This window comes from Paenibacillus sp. A3 (assembly GCF_001399685.1).
Classification (GTDB): domain Bacteria; phylum Bacillota; class Bacilli; order Paenibacillales; family NBRC-103111; genus Paenibacillus_G.
Genome location: NZ_JTHN01000279.1, coordinates 1 through 22744, shown reverse-complemented (window position 1 = coordinate 22744; position 22744 = coordinate 1). Strand labels below are relative to the sequence as shown.

23 protein-coding genes, 1 pseudogene and 1 other annotated feature are annotated in these 22744 nt (G+C 53.2%); of the genes and pseudogenes, 21 read left to right on the top strand and 3 right to left on the bottom strand.

Annotated elements, in window-relative coordinates; all coding sequences use genetic code 11:
• Positions 1 to 227: 227 nt before the first annotated feature.
• The 5 genes from resA (at position 228) to QJ48_RS32920 (ending at position 6323) form a co-directional block, all read left to right on the top strand.
• Complete coding sequence (gene resA / locus QJ48_RS32940; RefSeq protein ID WP_054977542.1) at positions 228 to 761, top strand: thiol-disulfide oxidoreductase ResA; 534 nt, start codon at positions 228 to 230, stop codon at positions 759 to 761.
• Positions 762 to 767: 6 nt separating this feature from the next.
• Positions 768 to 2447, top strand: coding sequence for a cytochrome c biogenesis protein ResB (locus QJ48_RS32935; protein ID WP_054977541.1), 1680 nt, complete (start codon positions 768 to 770; stop codon positions 2445 to 2447).
• Complete coding sequence (gene ccsA, locus QJ48_RS32930; protein ID WP_054977540.1) at positions 2444 to 3691, top strand: cytochrome c biogenesis protein CcsA; 1248 nt, start codon at positions 2444 to 2446, stop codon at positions 3689 to 3691. The genes QJ48_RS32935 and ccsA overlap by 4 nt, the downstream gene beginning before the upstream one ends.
• A 69-nt stretch (positions 3692 to 3760) precedes the next feature.
• Positions 3761 to 4477: a response regulator transcription factor gene (locus tag QJ48_RS32925; protein ID WP_054977539.1), complete on the top strand. Its 717-nt coding sequence runs from the start codon at positions 3761 to 3763 to the stop codon at positions 4475 to 4477.
• A gap of 1 nt (position 4478) precedes the next feature.
• A complete protein-coding gene (locus QJ48_RS32920; protein ID WP_054977538.1) occupies positions 4479 to 6323 on the top strand; it encodes an ATP-binding protein in 1845 nt (614 codons plus the stop codon).
• A 106-nt stretch (positions 6324 to 6429) separates the two neighbouring features.
• Here QJ48_RS32920 and serA read toward each other — a convergent pair whose 3' ends face one another.
• Positions 6430 to 8013, bottom strand: coding sequence for a phosphoglycerate dehydrogenase (serA, locus tag QJ48_RS32915; protein ID WP_054977537.1), 1584 nt, complete (start codon positions 8011 to 8013; stop codon positions 6430 to 6432).
• A 73-nt stretch (positions 8014 to 8086) separates the two neighbouring features.
• Positions 8087 to 8328 (bottom strand) — a binding site (T-box leader).
• 158 nt (positions 8329 to 8486) lie between these two features.
• Here serA and QJ48_RS32910 point away from each other — a divergent pair.
• A complete protein-coding gene (locus tag QJ48_RS32910) occupies positions 8487 to 8810 on the top strand; it encodes a rhodanese-like domain-containing protein (protein WP_237763136.1) in 324 nt (107 codons plus the stop codon).
• Positions 8811 to 8874: 64 nt separating this feature from the next.
• Here the strand turns inward: QJ48_RS32910 and QJ48_RS32905 are convergent, their stop codons facing one another.
• Positions 8875 to 9789, bottom strand: a complete 915-nt coding sequence (locus tag QJ48_RS32905) for a hypothetical protein (RefSeq protein WP_054977535.1) — start codon at positions 9787 to 9789, stop codon at positions 8875 to 8877.
• Positions 9790 to 9857: 68 nt separating this feature from the next.
• On the opposite strand from QJ48_RS32905, the gene QJ48_RS32900 reads away from it, so the two are divergent.
• Positions 9858 to 10454, top strand: a complete 597-nt coding sequence (locus QJ48_RS32900) for a CPBP family intramembrane glutamic endopeptidase (protein WP_054977534.1) — start codon at positions 9858 to 9860, stop codon at positions 10452 to 10454.
• Entirely contained in the window at positions 10451 to 10681 is a 231-nt protein-coding gene (locus QJ48_RS32895; protein WP_054977533.1) for a hypothetical protein, read from the top strand. The genes QJ48_RS32900 and QJ48_RS32895 overlap by 4 nt, the downstream gene beginning before the upstream one ends.
• Here QJ48_RS32895 and QJ48_RS32890 read toward each other — a convergent pair.
• Complete coding sequence (locus QJ48_RS32890; RefSeq protein ID WP_054977532.1) at positions 10671 to 11561, bottom strand: polysaccharide deacetylase family protein; 891 nt, start codon at positions 11559 to 11561, stop codon at positions 10671 to 10673. The genes QJ48_RS32895 and QJ48_RS32890 overlap by 11 nt on opposite strands.
• A gap of 121 nt (positions 11562 to 11682) precedes the next feature.
• On the opposite strand from QJ48_RS32890, the gene QJ48_RS32885 reads away from it, so the two are divergent.
• The 13 genes and pseudogenes from QJ48_RS32885 to QJ48_RS32830 all read left to right on the top strand — a co-directional run.
• The gene (locus QJ48_RS32885; protein WP_054977531.1) at positions 11683 to 12024 is read left to right on the top strand and encodes a hypothetical protein; all 342 of its coding nucleotides are present in this window, start codon (positions 11683 to 11685) and stop codon (positions 12022 to 12024) included.
• A gap of 291 nt (positions 12025 to 12315) precedes the next feature.
• Positions 12316 to 12915 carry a genetic competence negative regulator gene (locus QJ48_RS32880; protein WP_054977530.1) on the top strand — a complete coding sequence of 200 codons (600 nt, stop codon included), beginning with the start codon at positions 12316 to 12318 and terminating at the stop codon, positions 12913 to 12915.
• A gap of 88 nt (positions 12916 to 13003) precedes the next feature.
• The gene (locus tag QJ48_RS32875) at positions 13004 to 14515 is read left to right on the top strand and encodes a DnaB-like helicase C-terminal domain-containing protein (RefSeq protein WP_054977529.1); all 1512 of its coding nucleotides are present in this window, start codon (positions 13004 to 13006) and stop codon (positions 14513 to 14515) included.
• Between the two features lie 201 nt (positions 14516 to 14716).
• Complete coding sequence (prsW, locus tag QJ48_RS32870; RefSeq protein WP_054977528.1) at positions 14717 to 15409, top strand: glutamic-type intramembrane protease PrsW; 693 nt, start codon at positions 14717 to 14719, stop codon at positions 15407 to 15409.
• 51 nt (positions 15410 to 15460) lie between these two features.
• Positions 15461 to 15628 (top strand): hypothetical protein, encoded by a 168-nt coding sequence (locus tag QJ48_RS37190; protein WP_157261830.1) that lies wholly within the window; start codon positions 15461 to 15463, stop codon positions 15626 to 15628.
• Positions 15629 to 15769: 141 nt separating this feature from the next.
• Positions 15770 to 17131, top strand: a complete 1362-nt coding sequence (gene ypeB / locus QJ48_RS32865) for a germination protein YpeB (protein ID WP_054977527.1) — start codon at positions 15770 to 15772, stop codon at positions 17129 to 17131.
• Positions 17132 to 17465: 334 nt separating this feature from the next.
• The gene (locus QJ48_RS32860; protein ID WP_054977526.1) at positions 17466 to 18119 is read left to right on the top strand and encodes a flagellar brake protein; all 654 of its coding nucleotides are present in this window, start codon (positions 17466 to 17468) and stop codon (positions 18117 to 18119) included.
• 65 nt (positions 18120 to 18184) lie between these two features.
• Positions 18185 to 18418, top strand: a complete 234-nt coding sequence (locus QJ48_RS32855; protein ID WP_054977525.1) for a hypothetical protein — start codon at positions 18185 to 18187, stop codon at positions 18416 to 18418.
• A 121-nt stretch (positions 18419 to 18539) separates the two neighbouring features.
• Positions 18540 to 19220, top strand: coding sequence for a (d)CMP kinase (gene cmk / locus QJ48_RS32850; protein ID WP_054977524.1), 681 nt, complete (start codon positions 18540 to 18542; stop codon positions 19218 to 19220).
• A 1-nt stretch (position 19221) separates the two neighbouring features.
• Positions 19222 to 19803 carry a 1-acyl-sn-glycerol-3-phosphate acyltransferase gene (locus QJ48_RS32845; RefSeq protein ID WP_054977523.1) on the top strand — a complete coding sequence of 194 codons (582 nt, stop codon included), beginning with the start codon at positions 19222 to 19224 and terminating at the stop codon, positions 19801 to 19803.
• Between the two features lie 91 nt (positions 19804 to 19894).
• The gene (gene rpsA, locus QJ48_RS32840; protein WP_054977522.1) at positions 19895 to 21109 is read left to right on the top strand and encodes a 30S ribosomal protein S1; all 1215 of its coding nucleotides are present in this window, start codon (positions 19895 to 19897) and stop codon (positions 21107 to 21109) included.
• A gap of 51 nt (positions 21110 to 21160) precedes the next feature.
• Complete coding sequence (fni, locus tag QJ48_RS32835; RefSeq protein WP_193394532.1) at positions 21161 to 22213, top strand: type 2 isopentenyl-diphosphate Delta-isomerase; 1053 nt, start codon at positions 21161 to 21163, stop codon at positions 22211 to 22213.
• Positions 22214 to 22423: 210 nt separating this feature from the next.
• A pseudogene (locus tag QJ48_RS32830) lies at positions 22424 to 22744 on the top strand (hypothetical protein); the annotation flags it as partial.

Sequence of the window (22744 nt, the reverse complement as noted above, 5' to 3'; positions counted from 1 at the left end):
CAAGCAGAACCGGATTCAATTCAGGCCGCTTCAGTTATCTGGCCTCCCCCGTGGCAAGTTTCGCCACCTGACCCCGCAGGAGGTCAACGAGCTTCGCCAAGAAGCGCTTAAAGCGGGAGAAGGCAAGTCACACAAAATTCAAAAAGGCGGATAATTACAAGAACCATTTTCGATATAATGGTAGTGTGATATTTGTCAGTCAACTCTCGTTTTAAAGGTGTGAGAATATGGGAAAACATAGACGATGGGTCCAAATTTCCATTTTTGCCGTCATTATCGTCATCGGCGCGCTCACGCTCGCGAGCAATCTGTTCGGGAGCGACAAGAAACCGACGCAAGGCTCGGAGGCGCCGGATTTTAAGCTGCTCGGTCTGGACGGCACCACCCGCAAATTGTCCGATTACCGCGGCAAAGTCGTCGTCGTCAACTTCTGGGGAACGTTCTGCGAGCCCTGCCGCAACGAGATGCCGGCGCTCGAAAGACAGCGCGCCAAATGGGCAGATAAAAATGTCGAGGTTCTCGGCCTCAATCTGGACGAGCCCCGAGTCGCGGTCGAAAACTTCGTCAGCCAATACAAGGTTACGTTCCCGATTTTGCTTGACAAGAACGAGGAAACCCGCAAGCGTTACGGCGTTTCCCAATATCCGACCACGTTCTTCGTCGACCCGGAAGGGAAAGTCGGCGTCATCCGGATCGGCGAAATGGACGAGGCGTACATTGAGAAGACCATCACATCGTTATTACCGCAAAAGCAAGGGTGAGTAGGCATGATTCAAAACACGAAATGCGAATGCGGACACCAGAATCATGTCGGCACCATGCTGTGCGAGTCCTGTGGCAAGCCGCTTTCGGACGAAGGCGGCAACGAACCGCTTGAGATGCGGTACGACGGGGTCGCCCGGCGATCCCAGCGTGCCAATCCCGGCGTGCTGGACCGGGTGTGGAATTTTTTCTCGTCCGTCAAAATCGCCGTTTATCTCATAGCGATTACGCTGCTGGGCTCGATTCTGGGGACCGTGTATCCGCAGGAAAATACGTTTTTGAACATCGATCCTGCGGTGTATTATAAAGAAACGTACGGAACGATCGGGTACATTTATTATTTGCTGGGGCTGTCGCATACGTTCGAATCCTGGTGGTTCATCACGCTGCTGTTCATGATCGGCACGTCGCTCGTCGTCTGCAGTCTGGACCGCGTGCTGCCGTTGTACCGGGCGCTCAACAAGCAGCAGATCCGCAAACATTTAAGCTTCATCACGCGACAAAAAGTAACATTTACCGGACCGCTTCCATCCGCTGCCGAAGGCTCGGGACAGACGCCGGAAGCTTGGACGGAGCAGGCGGCGGAGATGCTCCGCAAGCAGCGCTACCGCGTACATACGGACGGTACGGCGCTGCTGGCGGAGAAAAACCGGTTCAGCCGCTGGGGACCTTATATCAATCATATCGGGTTGATTATTTTTCTGGGCGCCGTATTGATGCGCAGCATTCCGGGGTGGCATATGGATCAGCATATCGCTTTTCCGGAAGGCAAGCTTGTCAAAATTCCCGAGACTTCTTATTATTTGAAGAACGAGAAATTTACGTTGGAGTTTTATAAGCCGGAAGAGATGTCGGAGGGCTTCCGGTCGAAGGGGCAGGAGGTTCCGAAGGTATTCGAGACGAAAGCGGTGCTCTACCAGTGCAAGGCGGACTGCGACGATCCGGCGAAGGAGCCGGTGCTGGAAGAAGTGCACCGCCAGGATATTGTCGTGAACAAGCCGCTGGAGTACAATGGATTTCTCGCGTATCAATTTGACTTCAAGCCGTCTCCGACACTCATATCCGTCAAGCCGACGCTTAAAAACAAACAAACCGGCGAGACGTACGGAAGCTTCGAGCTGCCGATGAACAAGCCTGCGGAATCGTACAGCGCAGGTCCTTACCAATTGAAGCTGAAGGCGTATTTCCCCGAATTCGCTTTGGACGACAAGGGCGTACCGATGACCAAGTCCAACGAACCGAAAGCTCCGGCGTTCGTATTCGCCATTTCGGGTCCGGGCTTGAAGCCGGAAGGGGAGCCTTACATGTACTTCCCGCGTCAGGTGGATAAAGTCAATTTCCGTCAAGACGAAATCAACGGAGCGCTTGGCGCCAAGCTGGAGCTGTCCGTTGGTTCGATGGCCGACGTAGCCATTTCGGAGTATGTCAGTTATTTGAATATCCGGGTTGACCGGGCCATGCCGTATATCTGGGTCGGCGCGGCCATTTCGATGATCGGCTTGATCATGGGCTTTTATTGGCACCATCGCCGGATCTGGCTGCGCATCGATAACGGACAGCTTGCGCTCGGCGCTCATACGAACAAGAACTGGTACGGCATCCGGAAGGAAGTGGCTCAGGTCTTGATAAAAACGGGAATCGACATCGATCCGAAGACGCTGGAAAGAAAGGTGATTGAAACGTGAGCAGCACGTTTTTGCTGATTGCTTTTATCGTGTATGCCCTGGCTTTGCTCGGCTTCGTCATAGCCGTTACTGGGAAAAAATCGGTTCAGGAGGCGGACCCCGAAGGGTTCGCCAAACGGTGGGGCTTCATCGGCTTCATCCTGACCGTGATCGGATTTTTGTGTCACGTGACGTTTTTCTTTACCCGCTGGGTGGAAGGCGGGCATATTCCGACGAGCAACATGTACGAGTTCATGACGTTTCTCGGGATGATGATCGTGCTCGCATTTATCGTCGTCTACTTGATTTATCGCACGCCTGCGCTCGGCGTATTCGCGATGCCCGTATCGATTATCATCATCGCATACGCTTCGGTGTTTCCGCGCGAAGTGCAGCCGCTTATTCCGGCGCTGCAAAGCTACTGGCTCAAGATCCACGTGACGACCGCGGCTCTCGGCGAAGCGTTCTTCGCCGTCGGGTTTGCTGCAGGCTTGATGTATCTGCTCCAGAACGTCAACTTTGGCGGAACGTCCAAAGCGGACCGCAGGGAGCAGCGCGGCATCGAGTTTACCATTTTTACCCTGCTCATGATAATCGCATTCGTCGTTGCCATCTTCGGCTTTAACTCAGCGGGGTATAAAGCGACGTTCGTCAGCGACGTCAAGATGACCGATATCAATAATGTCGAGCAGGTCGTGAAGCAAAACGTCGAGTACGTTCTGCCGCCGATCGTAAAGCCGTATCAGAGCGAACAACTGGAAATGAAACCCTTTCTCGGGATGACCGAGCCGCTCTTCGAGGCTCCGTCCTGGATGGAGGGGGCGAATGCCGGACGGAAGTTCAATACGGTGATTTGGTCGGTCCTTCTCGGAACCTTGCTGTATGCGCTGATTCGTCTTGTAATCCGTAAGCCGTTAGGCCAGGCGCTTCAGCCGGCGATGCGGGGGATTGACTCGGAGGATGTGGATGAGATCGGCTACCGGGCGATTGCTATCGGGTACCCGATCTTCACGCTCGGGGCGCTTATCTTTGCGATGATTTGGGCGCATGAAGCATGGGGACGCTTCTGGGGCTGGGATCCGAAGGAAGTGTGGGCGCTGATTGTCTGGTTGTTTTATGCGGTGTACCTGCATCTTCGTCTTTCCCGCGGCTGGCAGGGCAAAAAATCCGCCTGGCTGTCCGTGATCGGGTTTCTCGTCGTCATGTTTACGCTCATCGGCGTAAACCTGGTGATCGCCGGCTTGCATTCGTATTCCGGCACGTAAACCGGCACAGCGGAAGCATGCCGAGTTTCAAATAACGGTCGTTAATCTCAATTGAAAAGAGGTTCAGCCATGAGCGAGACGAAGTTGAACATATTGGTTGTAGATGATGAGGAACGGATTCGCCGCCTGCTGCGGATGTATTTGGAGAAAGAAAATTACAGCATTGACGAAGCCGAGGACGGCGAATCGGCGCTGCGCAAAGCGCTGGATCAGGATTACGACCTGATTCTGCTCGACGTGATGCTGCCGGGCATCGACGGCAACGAGGTGTGCGCCCGGCTGCGCCAGGTGAAATCGACGCCGGTCATTATGCTGACGGCCAAAGGCGAAGAAACGAACCGTGTCCAAGGCTTCGAATCGGGAGCGGACGACTATGTGGTGAAGCCGTTCAGTCCCCGCGAGGTCATTTACCGCGTCAAGGCGATTTTGCGCAGGTCTTCGGTCACTGCGTATTTGTCCAAGGAAGTGAATTCGAGCAACAATATCGTGTTCCCGAATTTGGTGATCGAACACGACGCTCACCGCGTCACGGCCGGAGGACAGGAAGTGGCATTGACTCCGAAAGAATACGAGCTGCTTCATTATTTGGCAGTGTCGCCGGATAAGGTGTTTTCCCGGGAAGAGCTGCTTAAGGATGTTTGGAACTACGAGTTTTTCGGTGATTTGCGCACGGTCGATACCCATGTGAAACGGCTGCGCGAGAAGCTGAATAAAGTGTCGCCGGACGCCGCCGCCATGATTACTACGGTTTGGGGCGTAGGCTACAAGCTCGAGGTCCCGAAATAACGTGTTTATTTTAAAAAGCGTTGTCGGTAAACTATGGATTACGATTATCGGGCTGGTTGTTGTCGTTTTATTGACGCTCAGCCTTTTTTTGTTCCGATATATCGAAACGTCGTTCCCCAAGTCGAAGGATCAGGCGGAAACGCTCACGAGGCTGGCGGTCAAGGTGGCCAATGAAATCTCCTTGCATAAGGAAGAACGGCGGTATTTGCAGGTTGTCAACGAGCTGCTTAGCGCCCAAGGGGCGAGCATCCTGATGGTGACTGCCAATTTCGAACAGATCGATCCGCCGTTTGCGCAAACGCAGGACAAGACGTTTCGTTATACCGACTTCTTCACGAAAGCGGATTTGCAGAAGGCGTTCGCCGGGCAGTCGGTCGATAACCGCAATACGAGCTCAGGCCTTCCGCGCGCGCCTTTGAGCAATCAATACACGGCCGTAGCCGTACCTTATATGAATGAAGGCCAGACGCAAACCGCCGGAGCGCTGATCTTGTACCAGCTCACGCAGTCGGCGGAGGAGACGCAGGCTTATGTCAAAAAGCTGTTCGTCGTCGTCGGCGTCGCCGGCTTTCTGATGACGACGTTCTTCGCTTTCTTCCTGCTGACCAAAATTACGCAGCCGCTGCTCCAACTCAAGAAGGCGGCCGATCTGATCTCGATGGGCGAATACGATACCCGCGTGCCGATCACGTCTTCCGACGAGCTGGGCGAGCTGGGTAAAACGTTCAACCATATGGGAGAGAAGCTGTCGGATACGATCAAAGCGCTAAGTCACGAAAAGGAGCACTTGGCCAGCGTGCTGCGAAGCATGGGGGATGCGGTGATTACGTTCGACGCCGACGGGAAAGTCATTCTGACCAATCCTCCGGGAGATAAGGTCGTGCGGGATTGGAACGAGATTCATTGGACGGATGACTGGTCCGGTCAGGAAGAAAGACAGATGCCGCGAAAGCCGGAAACGGTCCCCGAGCCGCTTCAACCGTTATTCCAAGGGGTCATCTCCGAGGCGAAGGAAATGACGGCCAAGCTGCATGTTCAGAGTGAAGTATGGTCCGTCGTGATGGCGCCGTTGTATTCGCGTGAGCTTGTGCGCGGGGTTGTTGCCGTGATGCGGGACGTAACAGAGGAATTCCGGCTTGATAAGCTGCGCAAAGATTTTGTCGCCAACGTATCGCACGAGCTGCGCACGCCGCTTTCGATGCTGCAGGGCTATAGCGAGGCATTGATCGACGATATCGCGGCTACACCGGAAGAACGCAAGGATCTGGCGCAGGTCATTCATGACGAGTCGCTTCGCATGGGCCGGCTGGTGAAAGATTTGCTCGACCTCGCGAAGATGGAGACGGGCAATATGGAATTGAACTTCCGCGAGCTGGAAGTGAACACGTTCTTAAAGCGGGTACACCGTAAATTCGCCGGCTTGTCCAAGGAACACGGCATTACGATGACCTGCATCCTGCCCGAGGAAGAGCTGGTGCTGTGCCAAGCCGATGAAGACCGGATGGAGCAGGTGCTGACCAACTTGCTGGACAATGCGATCCGGCATACGCCGTCGCAATCGCTTATTCAACTGAGCGCGGCACGAGCGCGCTACAAAGGGGAAGACGCGGTATTGATCGAGGTGGCCGACCAAGGCTACGGCATTCCGGCGGAAGACCTGCCCTTCATCTTCGAGCGTTTCTACAAGGCGGACAAAGCCCGTACGCGCGGAGCTACCGGCGGAACGGGATTGGGGCTGTCCATCGTAAAAAACATCATAGAAGCCCACGAGGGCACCGTACATGTCAAAAGCCAGCCGGGGCAGGGGACGACATTTTCCATCACGCTTCCCTGCAAAGCGGTCTAAAACCAGACAAAAGCCTCCGATTCGTCATCGGAGGCTTCTTTCTTTTTGTAGAACGAACGTCTTTTTTCTTGTTGTTCGTGAAACAATCGTGGAACGTTATATCCGATTACAGCGTCAGCTCACGTGCATTGGTCAATTCCGGAAGCTGAATCAGGCGGTCGAGCACTTCCTTCGGCGTTTCTTTATCGGTGGTCAGCACCATGATCGCCGAGCCGCCGACGACTTTACGTCCAACCTGCATCGTCGCGATATTGACGCCGTTGTCGCCAAGCAGCGTTCCGACTTTACCGATGATGCCCGGCTTATCGTTATGCGAGATCAGAAGCAGATGGCCGGACGGTGCGATATCGACAGGATATTGGTCGATTTGAACGATCCGCTCGCCGTAGCCGGAAAGCAGGGTGCCGGCAAGCACGCGTTCTTCTTGCTTCGTTTTCAGCGTAACGGAAACGAGGTTCGTAAAGCTCTTTGCTGCGGACGACTTTTGTACGACGACGTTGAGTCCGCGCGTTTTGGCCAGATGCATCGCGTTGACGATATTCACGCCTTCCAATTGGTTGGCGAGAATGCCTTTGACGATGTAGCGGGTGAGCGGTGTCGTATCGACGTCGGTCAAATCGCCGGAATAGTTGACCACGATTTCGCTGACCGGTCCGTCGATCGTCTGACCGAGGAAGACGCCGAGCTTCTCACCGAGATTGAAATAAGGCTGCAGCGCATTCAGTACGTTAGCCGGTACCGGCGGCATGTTGACGGCGTTCTTGAACGGCTGGTCACGCAGTATATGAAGCACTTCCTCGGATACGTCGATCGCGACGTTCTCCTGCGCTTCGACGGTCGATGCGCCGAGGTGCGGCGTGACGATAATTTTCGGATGGTTCAGGAAAGGGTGATCTGCCGCCGGCGGTTCTTTCTCGAACACGTCGAACGCCGCTCCGGCGACGATGCCGGCATCAATCGCTTCGACAAGCGCCATTTCATCGATAATGCCGCCGCGTGCACAGTTGATGATGCGCGCGCCTTTTTTCATCAGCTCAAATTGCGGCTTGCTGATCATATGGCGGGTTTCGTTGGTCAGCGGCGTATGAACCGTAATGAAGTCCGCTGCGGCACAAATTTCATTCACGGAGCCGAGCTTCACGCCGAGCTTTTCCGCACGCTCTTCGGTCAGGAACGGGTCATAGCCGAGCACTTCCATTCCGAACGCTTTAGCCCGTTTGGCGACCTCGCTGCCGATGCGGCCCATGCCGAGCACGCCGAGCACCTTGTTGCGCAGCTCTACACCGACGAACGTTTTGCGGTCCCATTCGCCGCCGACCGTTTTCTTGTACGCTTGCGGAATCATACGAGCGACGGACATCATCATCGCGAAAGTCAATTCGCAGGTGGCGATCGTATTGCCGTCCGGTGCATTGATGACGACAATGCCCCGCTTCGTTGCCGCCTCGAGATCGATATTGTCGACGCCAACACCGGCGCGTCCGACAACTTTCAATTTGCTGCCGGCGCCCATAATGCGTTCGGTTACCTTCGTGGCGCTGCGCACCAATAAAGCGTCATAGTCTGCAATAATCGCCACAAGTTCGTCTTCGGACAATCCGTTCTTTTTTTCCACCTCGACATCCGGTGCGTCATACAACAGTTGAATTCCCATGTCGCTGATTCCATCCATCACTAGCACTTTGTACATTTTTCCCAGACCTCCATGAAGTTAATTACGAAAAAAACACAAAAAACTCCCCGCCCCGACACGACTAGCGTATACAAGGGACGAGGAGCTGATTCTCGTGGTACCACCCTACTTCGCTGTGCGCTCGCGCGCAACAGCCTCATGAGGTCTGCGATGAACAGACCGGGAAAAATAACGGTTTCCGGCCGGCTGCGCCTACTGTAAAGTTCGGCACAACAACTCAGGAGTGCTCCGCATATCGAATTCGTCCGGTTCGCACCGACCACCGGCTCTCTGATCGATTCGGGTTATGCTTGGCTCCGTCAAAGTTTGTTACAGGTGAAATTTTTCATTAGCGTAACATGACTATTTCGACATTGTCAATAGGCAGGCAAACGATTTGCAAATCCGAAATATTTGTGAAAAATAAATTCGCCGTGCTAAAATAAATCGTGCAACCCGCATGAAATTATCGTACCGCGAAAGGGGCATTCATGATGTTCGAAAGTATAGAGCCCGAAGCGTTCCGGGCAAAAACGGACAACGGAGAGCTAGGGGACGCGCTGATGCTTGATGTCCGGGAGCCGTACGAATGGGAGTTTTATCATTGGGAGCAAGCGCAGCTGATGCCGATGAACAGCATACCGGGAAGGCTGGCCGAGCTTCCGAAGGACCGGACGATTTATGTCGTTTGCGCCCACGGCGTGCGAAGCGCTAACGTATGCTACTATTTGAAGCAGAACGGCTTCGAGGATGTGATTAATATCGAGGGCGGCATGGCTGCGCTCGCAGCCCTTCGCGGGTTCCAGTACGACTAATCGGAGCACGGAAAAAGCCACGAGTAAGGGTGACCGTACATCGTGGCTTAGTAAGTCTGTGTGTTTAATTGGCAGTGAAAAACGGAAGCTGCGGCAGCGTTTCTTTGCCGTAATATTTGTCTTTGTTGTGGATAAAATCGCTTTTGCGAACGGCATCGGTAGCCATTAGCACATCGACGACTTGTCCCACATCGTTCAAATTCATTTTTTGCGCCTGACCGGACTGGATCATTTCGTCGATTCGGCTGGTCAGATCTTGCGGAGTGAACGGTTTAAACAGCTTATTGCCGAGCATCAGCTGGGCGACGTATTCGTTTTTCATATTCAGGCTTTGGCTCTTCCAATCGTTCAGGGAGAGCGGATTGGTCACATCGACAGGCTTAAATTGCGGGTTGATCGTAGCATACCATTTATCGATCGACTCGTAGTAGCTTTTTTCAGCCTTGAGCGCAAAGGCCTTCGCTTCGCCGAGATATGGGTCCGCTTGAAGCTGCGCGATCAGCTCGGCCGCGGGAATGCCGTTTGCCTTGGCCGAATAGCTTTTCAGGCCCTCGCCGAACAGCTTTAAGCTTTTCATGTAATCCTTATGCGCTTCCTGCAGCAGCGGAGAGGAGTCCGGCATCGATTTCGAACCGAGACTGTCGTAGCTTTCCTGCGCGAGCTTGCTCAAGTCCTTGAGAATCAAGGAAGCGTCGGCCGTACGATTCGTCAGCAGCTCGTCGGTTTTCTCAAACCACTTTTTATGAAATTCCCTGTATGGCTGATAAATGGTATGATAGAAAGACACCAAGTACTGCTGATGGTAGGCGGTAAAGCTCTTGGCCGCTTCATTTTGCTTGTTGAGCAGATCTTCGTATTTCAGCGAAGAACGGTCCTGTCCCATTTTTAAACCGAAGAAGAAGGCCCCCATAGCCACGACAAGCATGAAAATGAAGGTAACGGCGAATAAGTAGTCCGTTCGGGTAAGCCGTTTTTCCATGATCGAGCACCTCAAATTCTTGTTCTATGCAGATAGTATAGGTGAAATTGTCGAAAAAGGGAATCAGAATGAAAAAATTTGACTTTAAACGGATCAAGCTGCGAAAAATCAATCCGGACGAAATCGACGAGCGCTTTTTGCTGGTGAACTTGTATGTGACTCAGCTCCTTGTCTTCCTTGCAGCCGTCGTTCTGATGCTTTTTCAGAAGCCGGACCTGCGGGCGATGTTTTCCCCGGGATCGGGCTATACGATCCTGCTATGGGGAGCGGGCTTTGCCGTCGCCGTACTGCTCGTCGATCTGCTCGTTTCCAGATGGGTGCCTCCCGAAGTGACGGACGACGGGGGCATCAACGAAATGCTGTTTAAACACAGGCCGCTTTGGCATATTGCACTCATCTCGCTAATTGTCGCATTTTGCGAAGAGCTGCTGTTCCGCGGTACGATCCAAGCCTGGTGGGGACCGTACTGGACCAGCATCCTGTTCGCGGCCATTCATGTCCGCTATTTGCAGCACTGGTTGATGACGGGACTTGTCTTCAGCATCAGCTACGGGCTCGGCTGGATTTATATTCGGACCGGGTCCTTGTTAACGCCGATTATTGCCCATTTCCTGATTGATTTCGTGATGGGCTGCATTCTTCGTTACAGGAGAGAAGAATCATGAACAACAAGTATCTGCAACCTCCGCACCGACCGAAGGAAGAGGCCGATCATCAACCCGACCCGGCGAAGGAAGAGGGACCCGACGATCATTATTTGCCTCCCCGCAAAACCGTGCATCCGACAGAGAAAGAAAAGTGGCTGCCTTATTTTTATCGGTCGTTGCTCTGGATTTTTATACTCCTTGTTGCAGGTCTTTCCGCTTGGGGCTGGAAGCTCGTTATGATGTAACTTCAATTTCTTCCGGATCAACGAATCCGTAGCCTTTTTCCTCGAGTTGTGTCAAAAGTTTGTCCAGCGCCTCTACCGTCCATGGCAGTTCGTGCATTAAAATGTTGCTCCCCGGGTGAAGCTGATTCAGCACATTGCTGATCACTTGCTCGGGGCTGTTTTTCTTTACTGTCATTTCCCAATCCTTCGATCCGTTGGACCAGGTCATGAACAGCAGCCCCTCTTCCTTGGCCTTGGCCCGAACGTCATCGCCGCCGGAGCCGAAAGGGGGACGGAAGAAGACCGGCGCTTTGCCCGTCAGCTCTTTGATCGCTTTTTGCACATCTCCGATTTGTTGGTTTACCTTTTCTTTGGTTTCCTTTTTCAAATCGATATGATCCCAGGAATGGTTGCCGATCGTTTGGCCGCTGGAGGCAAGCAGCTTGACGAGCTCGGGTTTCTGCTTGACACGGTAGCCGTTCAGGAAAAAGATGGCCTTCGCTTTATGCTTTTGCAGCGTATCGAGCAGCGCTTTATTCATCTCAAGGTCCTTCGGACCGTCATCGAACGTCAGCAGAACGACTTTTTTGGGCGCGCCGTTGGGATCGATCGGCACGATATCGTAGGTTTTCGGATTCATCGTATAGCGCTTCGCGACTTGCTGCTCTTGTTTTTTGACGCCGTCAGCGGGCGCAGATTCTTTACCGTCCTTGGCAGAAGTCGGTGCAGGCTGATTCGAAACGGACGCGCCGTCCGCGGATTTCGGTTTCTCGCCCCCCGGGACCGGCTGCGAAGCAGGCGGCTCCGTTTTGGTTGAGGCGTCAGGCGAAGCGTCCGGTTTGGTGCCGCAGGAAGTCAGAAGCAGAAGCGCGGCCAGAATGGCAATCCATTGTTTAGACATGTGAAATCCCCTCGTTAGGTTTGGTATGAATCTTTTGGCTTTTCCTTATTTTATCATGCATGATTCATAGGATATAGCGAAAAATAGTAACGAATTAGAAAACAATACGGGAGGGATTGGCATGAGATGGGGTGCTTTTCTGCTTGGCGGGCTTGTCGGGGCGACCGCAGCGGTCGTACTAACGGGCAAAAGAAAACCGATGCTGTTCTCCGCAATGACGAATAGCGACGCCATTGGAAGCTTTCTGAACCAGGTCATGGATCGATCTGGAAAAAAAGAAAAGATTCTGACGGATTCGGCCGAGCCGAACGCCGATTACGGCAAGAGCGCTGCCGACGTGGCGACTTCCGCCGCGGGTCTCGGCAAGGTCCAGGAACTGATCAATCAGGATTCGGGGCTTAAGGCAGCGGTGAACGACATTTTGGCCAGCAACGGGGAAAAATCCGAAATTCGGGCGCATTAAGCGTTCGGTTTGCGTGTAAAGACACAACTCCGCCTCCTCCAAAAGGCGGCGTATGTGTCTTTTTGTATGAAAAGGGCATTTTTTCAGGCGACAACCGTTCTTTTCTGCGCGGTTTGTGATATAATAGTCATAGCATGGCAAACAAGCTGTACCGTTTCCGAGGGGAAAGGCTGGAGGACGCAATTTCGAACGCGTTTTCGAATCCTTTATATAGCGGAACGAACACGGCTCACCTTTGTTTACCAAACTTCATAAGCTGTTTATTATTAGTCGGCAAGGGAGGAATCCAGTATGAAAATGGAGCGTTTAAGTCAAGACAAGATACGGATTTTCCTCACATTCGATGACTTAACGGAGCGCGGGATTCACAAGGATGACATGTGGAGAGAAATCCCCAAGGTTCACGAGCTGTTCAGCGAGATGATGGACCAAGCCTATACCGAGCTTGGCTTCGACGCAACCGGACCGCTTGCCGTGGAAGTCCTCGCCATGCCGGCGCAAGGGATGATGGTGATCGTCACACGCGGCCGAATGAATTTCAGCCAAGGCGACGATACGCTAGAGGACGAAATGGAAGAAGTGTACGAGCTTGAAGTGACGATGGATGAGACCGATGAAATCATTTACGCTTTTCACGATTTCGAGGATCTGCTTCGGCTTGCCAAAGTCATCAATCCGCTCCTGACGGACGGAGGAACGTTGTATTCCTATAAAAATAAATGGATCCTGCTGCTGGATGCCGTCGAGATGGAAGAAAAGCGGCTTCAAGCGGTCGTGGCCGTCTTGTCCGAGTTCGGAGAAGCCACATCCGTCACGCAAGCGGTTCTGGAGGAATACGGCAAGATCGTGATTGAATCCGATGCCGTGAAGGTGCTTTGTTCCAAGTTTTAATGAGGCTTGTTCAGCTTAATGAATCGTAAGCATTCTCAAAAACAGCGTTGTTTTTGCAGAATGCTTTTTTTGCGGGGGGAATAACGTCATGAGCGAAGTTCAACACATTGGCGCTGCCAAGACCGCGTTTGATTTGGAGGAACTTGTCACCCATTACCACAAACAGCTTCGGGAAGAAGCCTATGCATATTTGGAGCGGCGGGGTATCCATCAGGAGACGGCGGAACATTATCGAATCGGCTTTGAGCCGGGCAAGTTCGGGTTTTACATCAACTCGGGCAAGCTGGGTGATTTTTTTGAGAACCGCATTATTATTCCGATTACGAACGCGGATGGAGTTACGGTCGATTTAATCGGTCGATCGGTCGACCAGCGCGAGCCAAAATACAAATCGCTGCTCGGAGAGGGCGATTATTTATTCAACGAGCAGATCCTGGAGCAGACGGAGGACGTCATCGTGTGCGGCGGGGTGTTCGATGTGCTCAGCTTGGCTCAGGCGCACCTGCCGGCGGTATGCGTGCCGATCTGGATGTCTTTTAAAGAAATTCATGCGGACAAGCTGCGGGACAAGCGGGTGTTCATCTGTCTGGGCAACGATGAAGCGGGGCGCCGGGAAAGCGTTCGAATCCAAGCGCTGCTCCAATCGACGGCAAAGCAAACGTTTGTCATGCAGCTGCCCGAGTCGATCCGCGACGCCAACGATTTCTTCGTGCGGGTGCAAAATCCGCTGGATTCGTTCATGCGGCTGTTGAACGAAACGATGGAAGAGACGATGCTACTTCCGATTGCTCCCGATACGAAAAATATTACCATATATACCGAGGAATTCATGAAGCGGCATCGCGGACAAGCCTCGGGTGTTGCGACAGGTTTTGCCGCATTGGATGAAGCGTTGTTCGGCGGGCTTCGGAGCGGCTTGTATTTGCTGGCCGGGGCCGCTTCTTCGGGCAAAACGATGCTCATGAAGCAAATGGCGGACCATATCGCCCTGCATCAGACGCCGGTCGTTTACGTATCCTGGGACATGACAGGATTCGAGCTTTGGGCGCGAAGCATAGCCAGACTAATCGGCACCGAGCCGCAGAACGTGCTCAGCGGGAAGATCGAGCCGCGGCAAGTGGCCGAAGCCAATAAACACTACTTGCCTATCAGCAATATGCTTTGGACGGTCGAATGCTCGCTCGATTCCACGATCGACCGCGTCATGACCAATGTCGAGCGGATTGCTGGGATGTCCGGCAGAACACCCGTCGTATTCATCGACCATATTAACCGCATCCCGGCAGGCGGATTGCCCAATCCGCCCCGCTCGTCCGCCGAGCATCAAACGATTATCGCTTATATGCTCAAGCATTGGTCCAAGGAATGGGGTGGTCCGGTTGTTGCGGCCGTTCCTTCGGATATCGGGGAGGAGCGACTACCGGAAGGGGCGGAAGCGTCAGCCGACGTCATTATGCGGCTGAAGCCGGAGCCGGACGGAACGTCCGCTAACGGGATTCGCTCGAGTCTGCAGCTTCTGAAACACCGCAATGGGACGCTTGCGACCATTCCGCTCCGATTTTACGACCAGCAGGCGCGTTTTGCGGAAGCTAAAGAATAAAGCGTCTGAAGTAGGACGAATGCGGAAGTGTATGCCAGATTCCAAGAAATGATGGAAAAAGCCATTCAAAGTGTCTATAATATTCATAAGATAAGAAATATCGACAAGCGCCTGCCCGTATTACGGTCGGCATCCGCAAAGCTGCGGGGGCCGGCCGTTGCTGCGGGCGGGTTTAAACCATTGTGACGGAGGGGAGACACTTTGAGCGTCTTAACTGTCCTGACGGCGGCTATAGCGCCGGGTGTCGCTCTGCTGGCCTATTTTTATTTAAAAGACCGATACGATACGGAGCCTATCTCCTTAGTGATCAAGCTGTTCTTGTTCGGCGTTCTGATCGTTTTCCCGGTCATGGTGTTGCAGCGGGCTCTGGTGCAGGGGCTTGGCGAGGACCCGTTCGTTTTTTCGTTCCTCACGTCTTCGCTGCCGGAGGAGTTTTTCAAGTGGTTTCTGGTTTATTTCGTTACTTATAAGCATGCGTCGTTCGACGAACCGTATGACGGCATTGTGTACGCGGTAGCGGTCTCGCTCGGCTTCGCCACGCTCGAAAACGTGTTTTATGCGTTCTTGAACGGTTCGAGCTTTTCGTCGCTTATGATTCGGGCGTTCCTGCCGGTGTCCGGTCACGCCATGTTCGGCGTTATGATGGGCTACCATTTCGGAAAAGCCAAGTTTACGCCGGAGCACACCCGCAAGCATCTGATTCTGGCGCTGGCGCTGCCGGTATTCTGGCATGGAGTATTCGATTATACGCTGCTGCTAAGCAAAGCGTACTGGGTCTGGTTCATGGTGCCGCTCATGTGCTTCTTGTGGCTGCGCAGCTTGCGCAAAGTAAACCGGGCCAATGCCAAATCGCCGCTCAGGGTCGCCACGCGGGAGGATCAGGTTAAAATTTAGCCGGAATGACCATAATGGATATATAAAAACCATAGGTCGTACCGGAGGGATATGATGGATGTCGTTAGTCCGCGGGTGAAAGTCGCTATTCGCTGCAAGCATTGCGGCGAGAAATTCATCTTGAAGGGCCGGAGAGAAAAGGAAAAGATCGATACCGGGTTCAAGCAGTGCATATGCAACAATGAGAAAGATTTCGATATCGAAACCCTTGATTTCTAGTCCGGGGAAAGAGTCGGCCAAGCGCCGGCTCTTTTCTTTTTGCACGGCATGATTTCGAAGTCCTGTGTTTCGTGAATAATCCGTCTCGCTTCAGGCGAAAACTAAGCCCAAGTTTTGCTGATGAAGGGAGATTTCTCGAACATGTACAAAAGACTAAGCATGGTCATGTTTCCGTTTCTTGTGGTGGCGCTCATCGGCACCGGGGTTTGGGGCTACTTGGAGCATCAAGAGAAAAACGCCGTTTTGATCAAGGCGGAAAACCATTATCAACGGGCGTTCCACGATTTGTCTTTTCACGTGGACAAGCTGCATACGGAGCTTGGCAATACGCTCGCGGTGAATTCGACATCCCAGGACGCCTACAAAAAAGGGCTGATCAACGTTTGGCGAATCACGAGCGAAGCGCAGAACGAAATCAGTCAACTGCCGTTGACCATGCTGCCTTTCAACAAAACCGAGGAGTTTTTGGCTAATATTTCGAATTTTGCTTACCGGGCGGCAGTCCGCGACCTTTCCAAAAATCCGCTGGACGGAAACGAAATGAAGACGCTCAATACGCTGTACGAGCGCTCGGCGGAAATTTCCAAAGATTTGCGCGGGGTTCAAAGCAAGGTCATCCAGAACAACTTGCGCTGGATGGATGTCGAGCTGGCGCTCGCTACGCAGAAGGAACCGCATGACAACGTCATCGTCGACGGGTTCACTACGGTGGACAAAAAGGTGCGCGAATATCCGGAAATTAACTGGAGCCCGGCGGTCATGAGCATGTATCAAAAGAGGGACATGCACATGCTTTCCGGCCCGGAGGTGAATGCGGACGAAATTAAGCAAAAGGCCGCTCAGTTTCTTGGTATCCAGGATCCTTCCGGTCTTCAGGTCGTGGAAAACGGCCCCGGGACCGAGTACCAGTCCTTTAGCGTCACGGCTCCTAAACAGGGCACGGCGGACGGCGCACATTTGGACTATTCGAAAAAAGGCGGCCAGCTTCTGTGGTTCGCAGCTTCCCGCAGCGTGCCCGAGAAGAAGCTAGACCTGCGGCAGGCGCGCGACATCGGGGCGCAGTTCCTGGATGAGCACGGGTACAAGAACATGACCGCCGTCAGCTACGATGAATACGGCAATGTCGCCAATATGACGTTTGCACCGCGCACAAACGACGTGATCAATTACGTCGAAAAGGTCGCGGTTCAGGTGGCGCTGGACAATGGCGAAGTGACGGGGCTCGAAGCGACCGATTACGTGTACGGCAAAAAGGACCGCCAGATTAAAGCGCCGAAGCTGACGGCGGACGAAGCCCGCAAAACGCTGAATGCCGATTTTAAAGCGGATAGCGTCAACCAGGCGCTGATCAAGAACGATATCGACGAAGAGGTGCTCTGTTACCAATATATCGGCCGCGTGAATGGCGGCTTGTACCGGATCTACGTCAACGCCGAGACCGGCGCGGAAGAAAAAATCGATCGCTTAGGCGCCGAAGAAGCCGCCGCTGTCACGCCAACCTGATGTTTTATGTTTTTTTTAGTCCTCTCCCAAGCCCGATGCGTTCGGGCTTTTTTGCTTTTGTATTGGGATTGCGGGGTGATGAGCCGAAGGCGAAATCGCGATTGGCGGCGAGTTTTTTGACCTGGTCCCAATTCCATAGAAAATTGTTCCATGGGACCGGGTCAAAACGTGTCTGAGCATTAGCCAATCGCGAATTCGCCGCAGGCCGCGCACCGATCCTAACACTAACCAACAAAACTCCGAACGCTGCGCGCTCACCCCTTCCCATATTCTCTTCACGTGCTATAATAAAGCTTGGACTTATCGAAGTTTACACTCCGGGGAGGTGTGCCGATTGCTGCCGAAAGTAAACCAGACGCTTTTTATCCAAATCAATTCCATCGATGAAGAAGAGGCGAAGCAGGAATATAAATCCAGAATTGCAGACATCTCGGATGCGTATATCAGTATGGAAATACCTATGAATGACAAATCGGGGAAGCTGAAGCGCTTGTATCCCGGCGACGAGCTTTCCGTTAATTTTATAACCGAGGGCGGCGTCAAGAACTACTTCAACTCGTCCGTACTCGGATTTTCCGATGAAGTGATCCGGCTTGTTCTGATCAAAAAACCGGATCCCGAATCGATTACGAAAGTACAGCGCCGCAATTTTTTGCGCGTGCCGGCCATACTCGAAATCGCCGTGAAATTCTCGGAGCAGCTGCAGTTCGTATCGCTGACCGACGATGTCGGGGGCGGAGGCATATCGTTTCTATGCGAAGGCTACGTGCCAGTGGAGTCCGGCCACACGGTCGAGTGCTGGCTGCTTGTCCCGTTCAAGAACGGCCAGATCGAGCATGTGCCGTTCAAAAGCGAAATCGTGCGCGTCAAAGAGCTGGAGACGGGCAAAAAGCAGGTCATGATGCGCTTTTCGGAGATCACGGACCGCGACCGCCAAAAAATTATCCGGTACTGCTTTGAGCGGCAGCTTGATTTCCGCAAAAAATAATACATAATAACTTGGCATGACGGGCACACTATCCCCCAAATATTGGATGGGCGGGGTGGCCGCGGATGAATACAAAGAATCAAAATGAATCGGACGATAGGTACGAAGAATTATTTTTGCAGTTTGCCCAACGGGCGGAACGATGGATTGCCTGGGCATTGGCGGGGTGTGCCATTGCTTTGGTCGCTTCCCAATTGCTGCTGCTTGACCCGCGAATCCGCTATGTTCTAGTCAAGGTAGAGCAGTTGGAGGGACTTCCATATTCGATGTCCCGGCTTCAGGCCGCGGAAGGAAAATAATGGAGGGTGCGTGAGTTTTGCAATCCACGGTAAAACTATGGTATAATTTTCTTCGTTCGAGGCTTCGGCCTGTTTTTTTTTCAGGCTGCTCGTCCGCTTCATTTTGTAAGGAGGCCGCATCTTGGAAAAGTTTAACATCGCAATCGACGGTCCGGCGGGAGCGGGGAAAAGCACGATCGCTCGTCTGGTCGCCGGTGCGCTCGGCTTCGTTTATGTCGATACGGGATCCATGTACCGAGCCGTGACTTGGAAGATTTTACGGGAAGGCCTTCAAGCGGAACAGATCTCGGACATGATTGCGCTCACAGGCCGTATGGACATTCGCTTAGTGCCGGGCAGCGATGGCCAAATGGTCTTTGTCGATGGCGAAGACGTGACGGGCATGATTCGCCTTGCGGAGGTGACCGGAAACGTCTCCAGAATCGCTTCCATCGCTGAAATTCGCAGCATCCTTACCGCCAAACAGCAGGAAATGGCCCGAAGCAAAGGAATTGTCATGGACGGCCGGGATATCGGCAGTCATGTGTTGCCGGACGCTGAGGTCAAGGTTTTTTTGACCGCAAGCGTCAGCGTTCGCGCCCAGCGCCGGTTCAAAGAAATTTGTGATTCGCAGCCGGATATCACGCTTGAGAGATTGGAGCGCGATATTGCGGAGCGGGACCGGATGGACGAGCAACGCAAGGCTTCGCCGCTTGTGAAAGCGCCGGATGCCGTATTGCTGGATACGACCGATATGACGATACCGCAAGTGGTGGATCGCATTTTGGAGCTTTGCAAGCTCCGGGTCGTTGGGGGGCAGTAGCATGTTGTACGTCTTTTTTCGAGGGATTTTCCGCGTCTTGTTCCGCACCGTGTTTTTTTTGCGGGCGGAAGGAATCGAGAACATTCCCGCTGAAGGCGCCGTCGTTCTGTGCGGCAACCACACCAGCAACTGGGACCCGCCGCTGATGGGCTCTCCGCTGAAGCGAAAGGTGCATTACATGGCCAAGGCCGAGCTGTTCGACGTTCCCGTTTTGGGGTACGTTTTGCCGAGAATAGCGGCATTTCCCGTCAAACGCGGGGGTGTCAGCAAAGAATCGATCCGCTTGTCGCTGCAGTTGCTTAAAGACGGCGAGGTTATGGGCATTTTCCCGGAAGGGACGCGCAGCAACGCGGGAGGTATGGGTAAAAAGGGAGCGGCCAGCCTGGCATTGAAATCTGGGGCTGTAGTCATTCCGGCAGCCATTATCGGCAATTATAAGCCGTTTCGGCAAATGAAGGTCGTGTATGGTCCGCCAGTCGATTTGAGCGAATTTGAGAACAGCGGTTCGGAAGGCTTGGAACAGGCGACCGACAAAATCATGAGCACGATCCGAAGCATGGTCAAGCAGCACGAATCGAAATGATAAATTGTGGCATACTTAAGAAAATGATGAAGTAAATTTTTTATCCAAATACATTACACGTTGTCAGGTTGTTTAAGGAGGGTAATTGGACATGTCAGAAGAAACAAAAGATCAAGAAGTTCAATCCGCAGAGGTATCTCAAGAAGAGTCCATGGCGAATGTCAGCATCATCAAAAAAGGTGACATCGTTACCGGCAAAGTTATTAAAGTCGATGCGGATCAAGCGGTTGTCGACGTAGGCTACAAATACGACGGCATCGTGCCAGTGCGCGAGCTTTCGTCCGTCCAACTGGACAATGCGGAAGAGATCGTACAAGTCGGTCAAGACATCGAGCTGAAAGTTGTTACCATCGATGACAATAAGGAAAAGCTTGTGCTTTCCAAACGCGCCATCGACAGCGAGAAATCGTGGGAGAAGCTTGCAGCGGACATGGAAAACAAAACGATCCTCGAAGCGAAAGTCGCCGAAGTGGTTAAAGGCGGTCTTGTCGTTGACGTAGGTCTGCGCGGATTCGTTCCGGCTTCCATGGTTGAGCGCACGTTCGTCGAAGATTTCAGCGATTACAAAGGCCGCACGCTGCGTCTGCGCGTGAAAGAAATGGACCGCGAGAAAAACAAAGTCATTCTTTCTCAAAAAGACGTGCTGGATGAAGAGTTCGAAGCGAAAAAGCAAGAAACGATTTCCAAACTGTCGGTCGGTCAAGAGCTGACCGGTACGGTTCAACGCTTGACGCAATTCGGCGCATTTGTTGATATCGGTGGCGTGGACGGACTCGTTCATATCTCCGAGATGGCTTGGCATCATGTCGAGCACGCTTCCGAAGTCGTGAAGGAAGGCGACCAAGTTCGCGTTCAAGTTCTGAAATTGGATCCGGCCAACGAGCGCATCTCCTTGAGCATCAAAGCTACGCAGCCGGGACCTTGGGAATCCGTTAAGAACAAGATCAATATCGGGGATATCGTCACCGGTACCGTTAAACGGCTCGTGCAATTCGGCGCGTTCATCGAAGTGGCTCCTGGGGTTGAGGGATTGGTTCATATTTCCCAAATCGCACACCGTCACATTGCAACGCCGTTCGAAGTGCTGAAGGAAGGTCAAGAGGTTCAAGTGAAAGTGTTAGATATGAACCCGGGAGAGAAACGCATCTCGCTCAGCATCAAAGAAACGGAAGAAGCGCCTGCCCGCGAACCGAGGCCCGAAAGAGAGCGTGCGCCGAAACGGGAATCCGTTTCCCACGAAGAGCTTCAAGGTCTGAACCTGACGCTCGGAGAGCGTTTTGGCGACAAGCTGAGCAAATTCAAGTAAACCGCTGTCTATAGACGAAAAGAGGAATCAGGGGTGCGCATACCGCGAAAAATGGAGCATGTTCATCATGCGCTCCGGCTTGGGCAAAGCGGCGAGCAGGGCTTCCGCGACATTAAGCTGGTCCATAATTGTCTCCCCGGCATTTCTTCGGAATCCATAGCATTGCATACCCGAATCGGCGAACTCCTATTGAGCTCGCCGATTGTTATTAATGCGATGACCGGAGGAGCCCATGAGACCGAAGAAATAAACCGGGAGCTTGCCGTTGCCGCTCGAGAGACAGGGCTGGCTATGGCGGTAGGGTCGCAGATGGCTGCCATCAAAAACCCGGAGACGGCCGCAAGCTACCGTATCGTAAGGAAAATAAATCCGCGCGGCATCATATTTGGCAATCTTGGCAGCGAAGCGACGCTGGAGCAAGCGCTAAGAGCGGTGGACATGCTGCAAGCCAACGGGCTTCAAATCCACCTGAATGTGATGCAGGAGCTGATCATGCCCGAAGGGGACAGAGATTTCCGGGGAATGCTGGAGCGGATCCGGACGATCGTCGAACGGGCGGGCGTTCCCGTTATCGTCAAGGAGGTCGGCTTCGGCATGGTGCGGGAGAGCGCCGAGAAGCTGATCGGCTGCGGTGTTGGATGTATCGATGTCGGCGGATCGGGAGGCACCAATTTTGCCGCAATCGAGAATGCTCGGCGCGATTTGCCGATGGACTGGCTTAACGATTGGGGCTGCAAGACCAGCATCGCGCTGTTGGAAGTATTGGAGGCTAAACGTCGTATGAACCGGCCGGACGTGGCGGTCGTGGCGACAGGCGGCATTACAGGCGCGCTTGAGATTTGCAAAGCATTAACGCTCGGAGCCTCCGCAGTCGGTATGGCCGGAGCTATGCTGCGAGTGCTGCGTACATCGGGGACCGATACGTTGATCGGCCAAATCACGGCATGGCATCACGAGCTCCGGCTGCTGATGACGGCGTTGGGCGCATCCCGAATCGAAGCTTTGCACGAGCTTCCGGTCGTCATTACGTCGGAAACGGCAGAGTGGTGCTCGGTTCGGGGGATCGATATCTCCACCTACGCCAGACGACCGGGCTACGCTTAAGGATTGACTAAAACTAAATAAAGAAAGCCATACTAAGGAAAAAGAGGAACAAGCTTTTTCTGCGGGTGAGAGCGAATGAATGCGGGATACGTGTCCTTATTGCTAATCGTCGTTGCGCTGATTTTGTTCGCCAGTGGCTGGATGAACGTCATATTAAGAGGTATTACTCCTACGAGTCTACTTCTTTTTTTTATGCTTTGGATATTGTTTATGCGGTGGAGCGCGGACTGGGGCGGGATTCAGATATACGGCTGTACTCTGCTGCTGCTGGCTGTTTCGCTTTGGGTCATGGTTCGCACGCCGAGCTTTTTGTATCGGTTCCATTTGCTCTCCATCGCCCTGCTGCTTGGGTCGGTCTTTTTTTTCCTGAGAGAGACGCTTCATCTGATGCCCGCTGTCATCTGGTTCAGTTCGGAATGGACCCTTGCCTCAAGCGTAGGTTTTTTGGCAGCGGCCCTGCTGCGTTGGCCGCCGCTGCAGATCGCAGGACTGTCGCTCGGACTGCTGATCGGTGACGCCATGTCCGCCTAC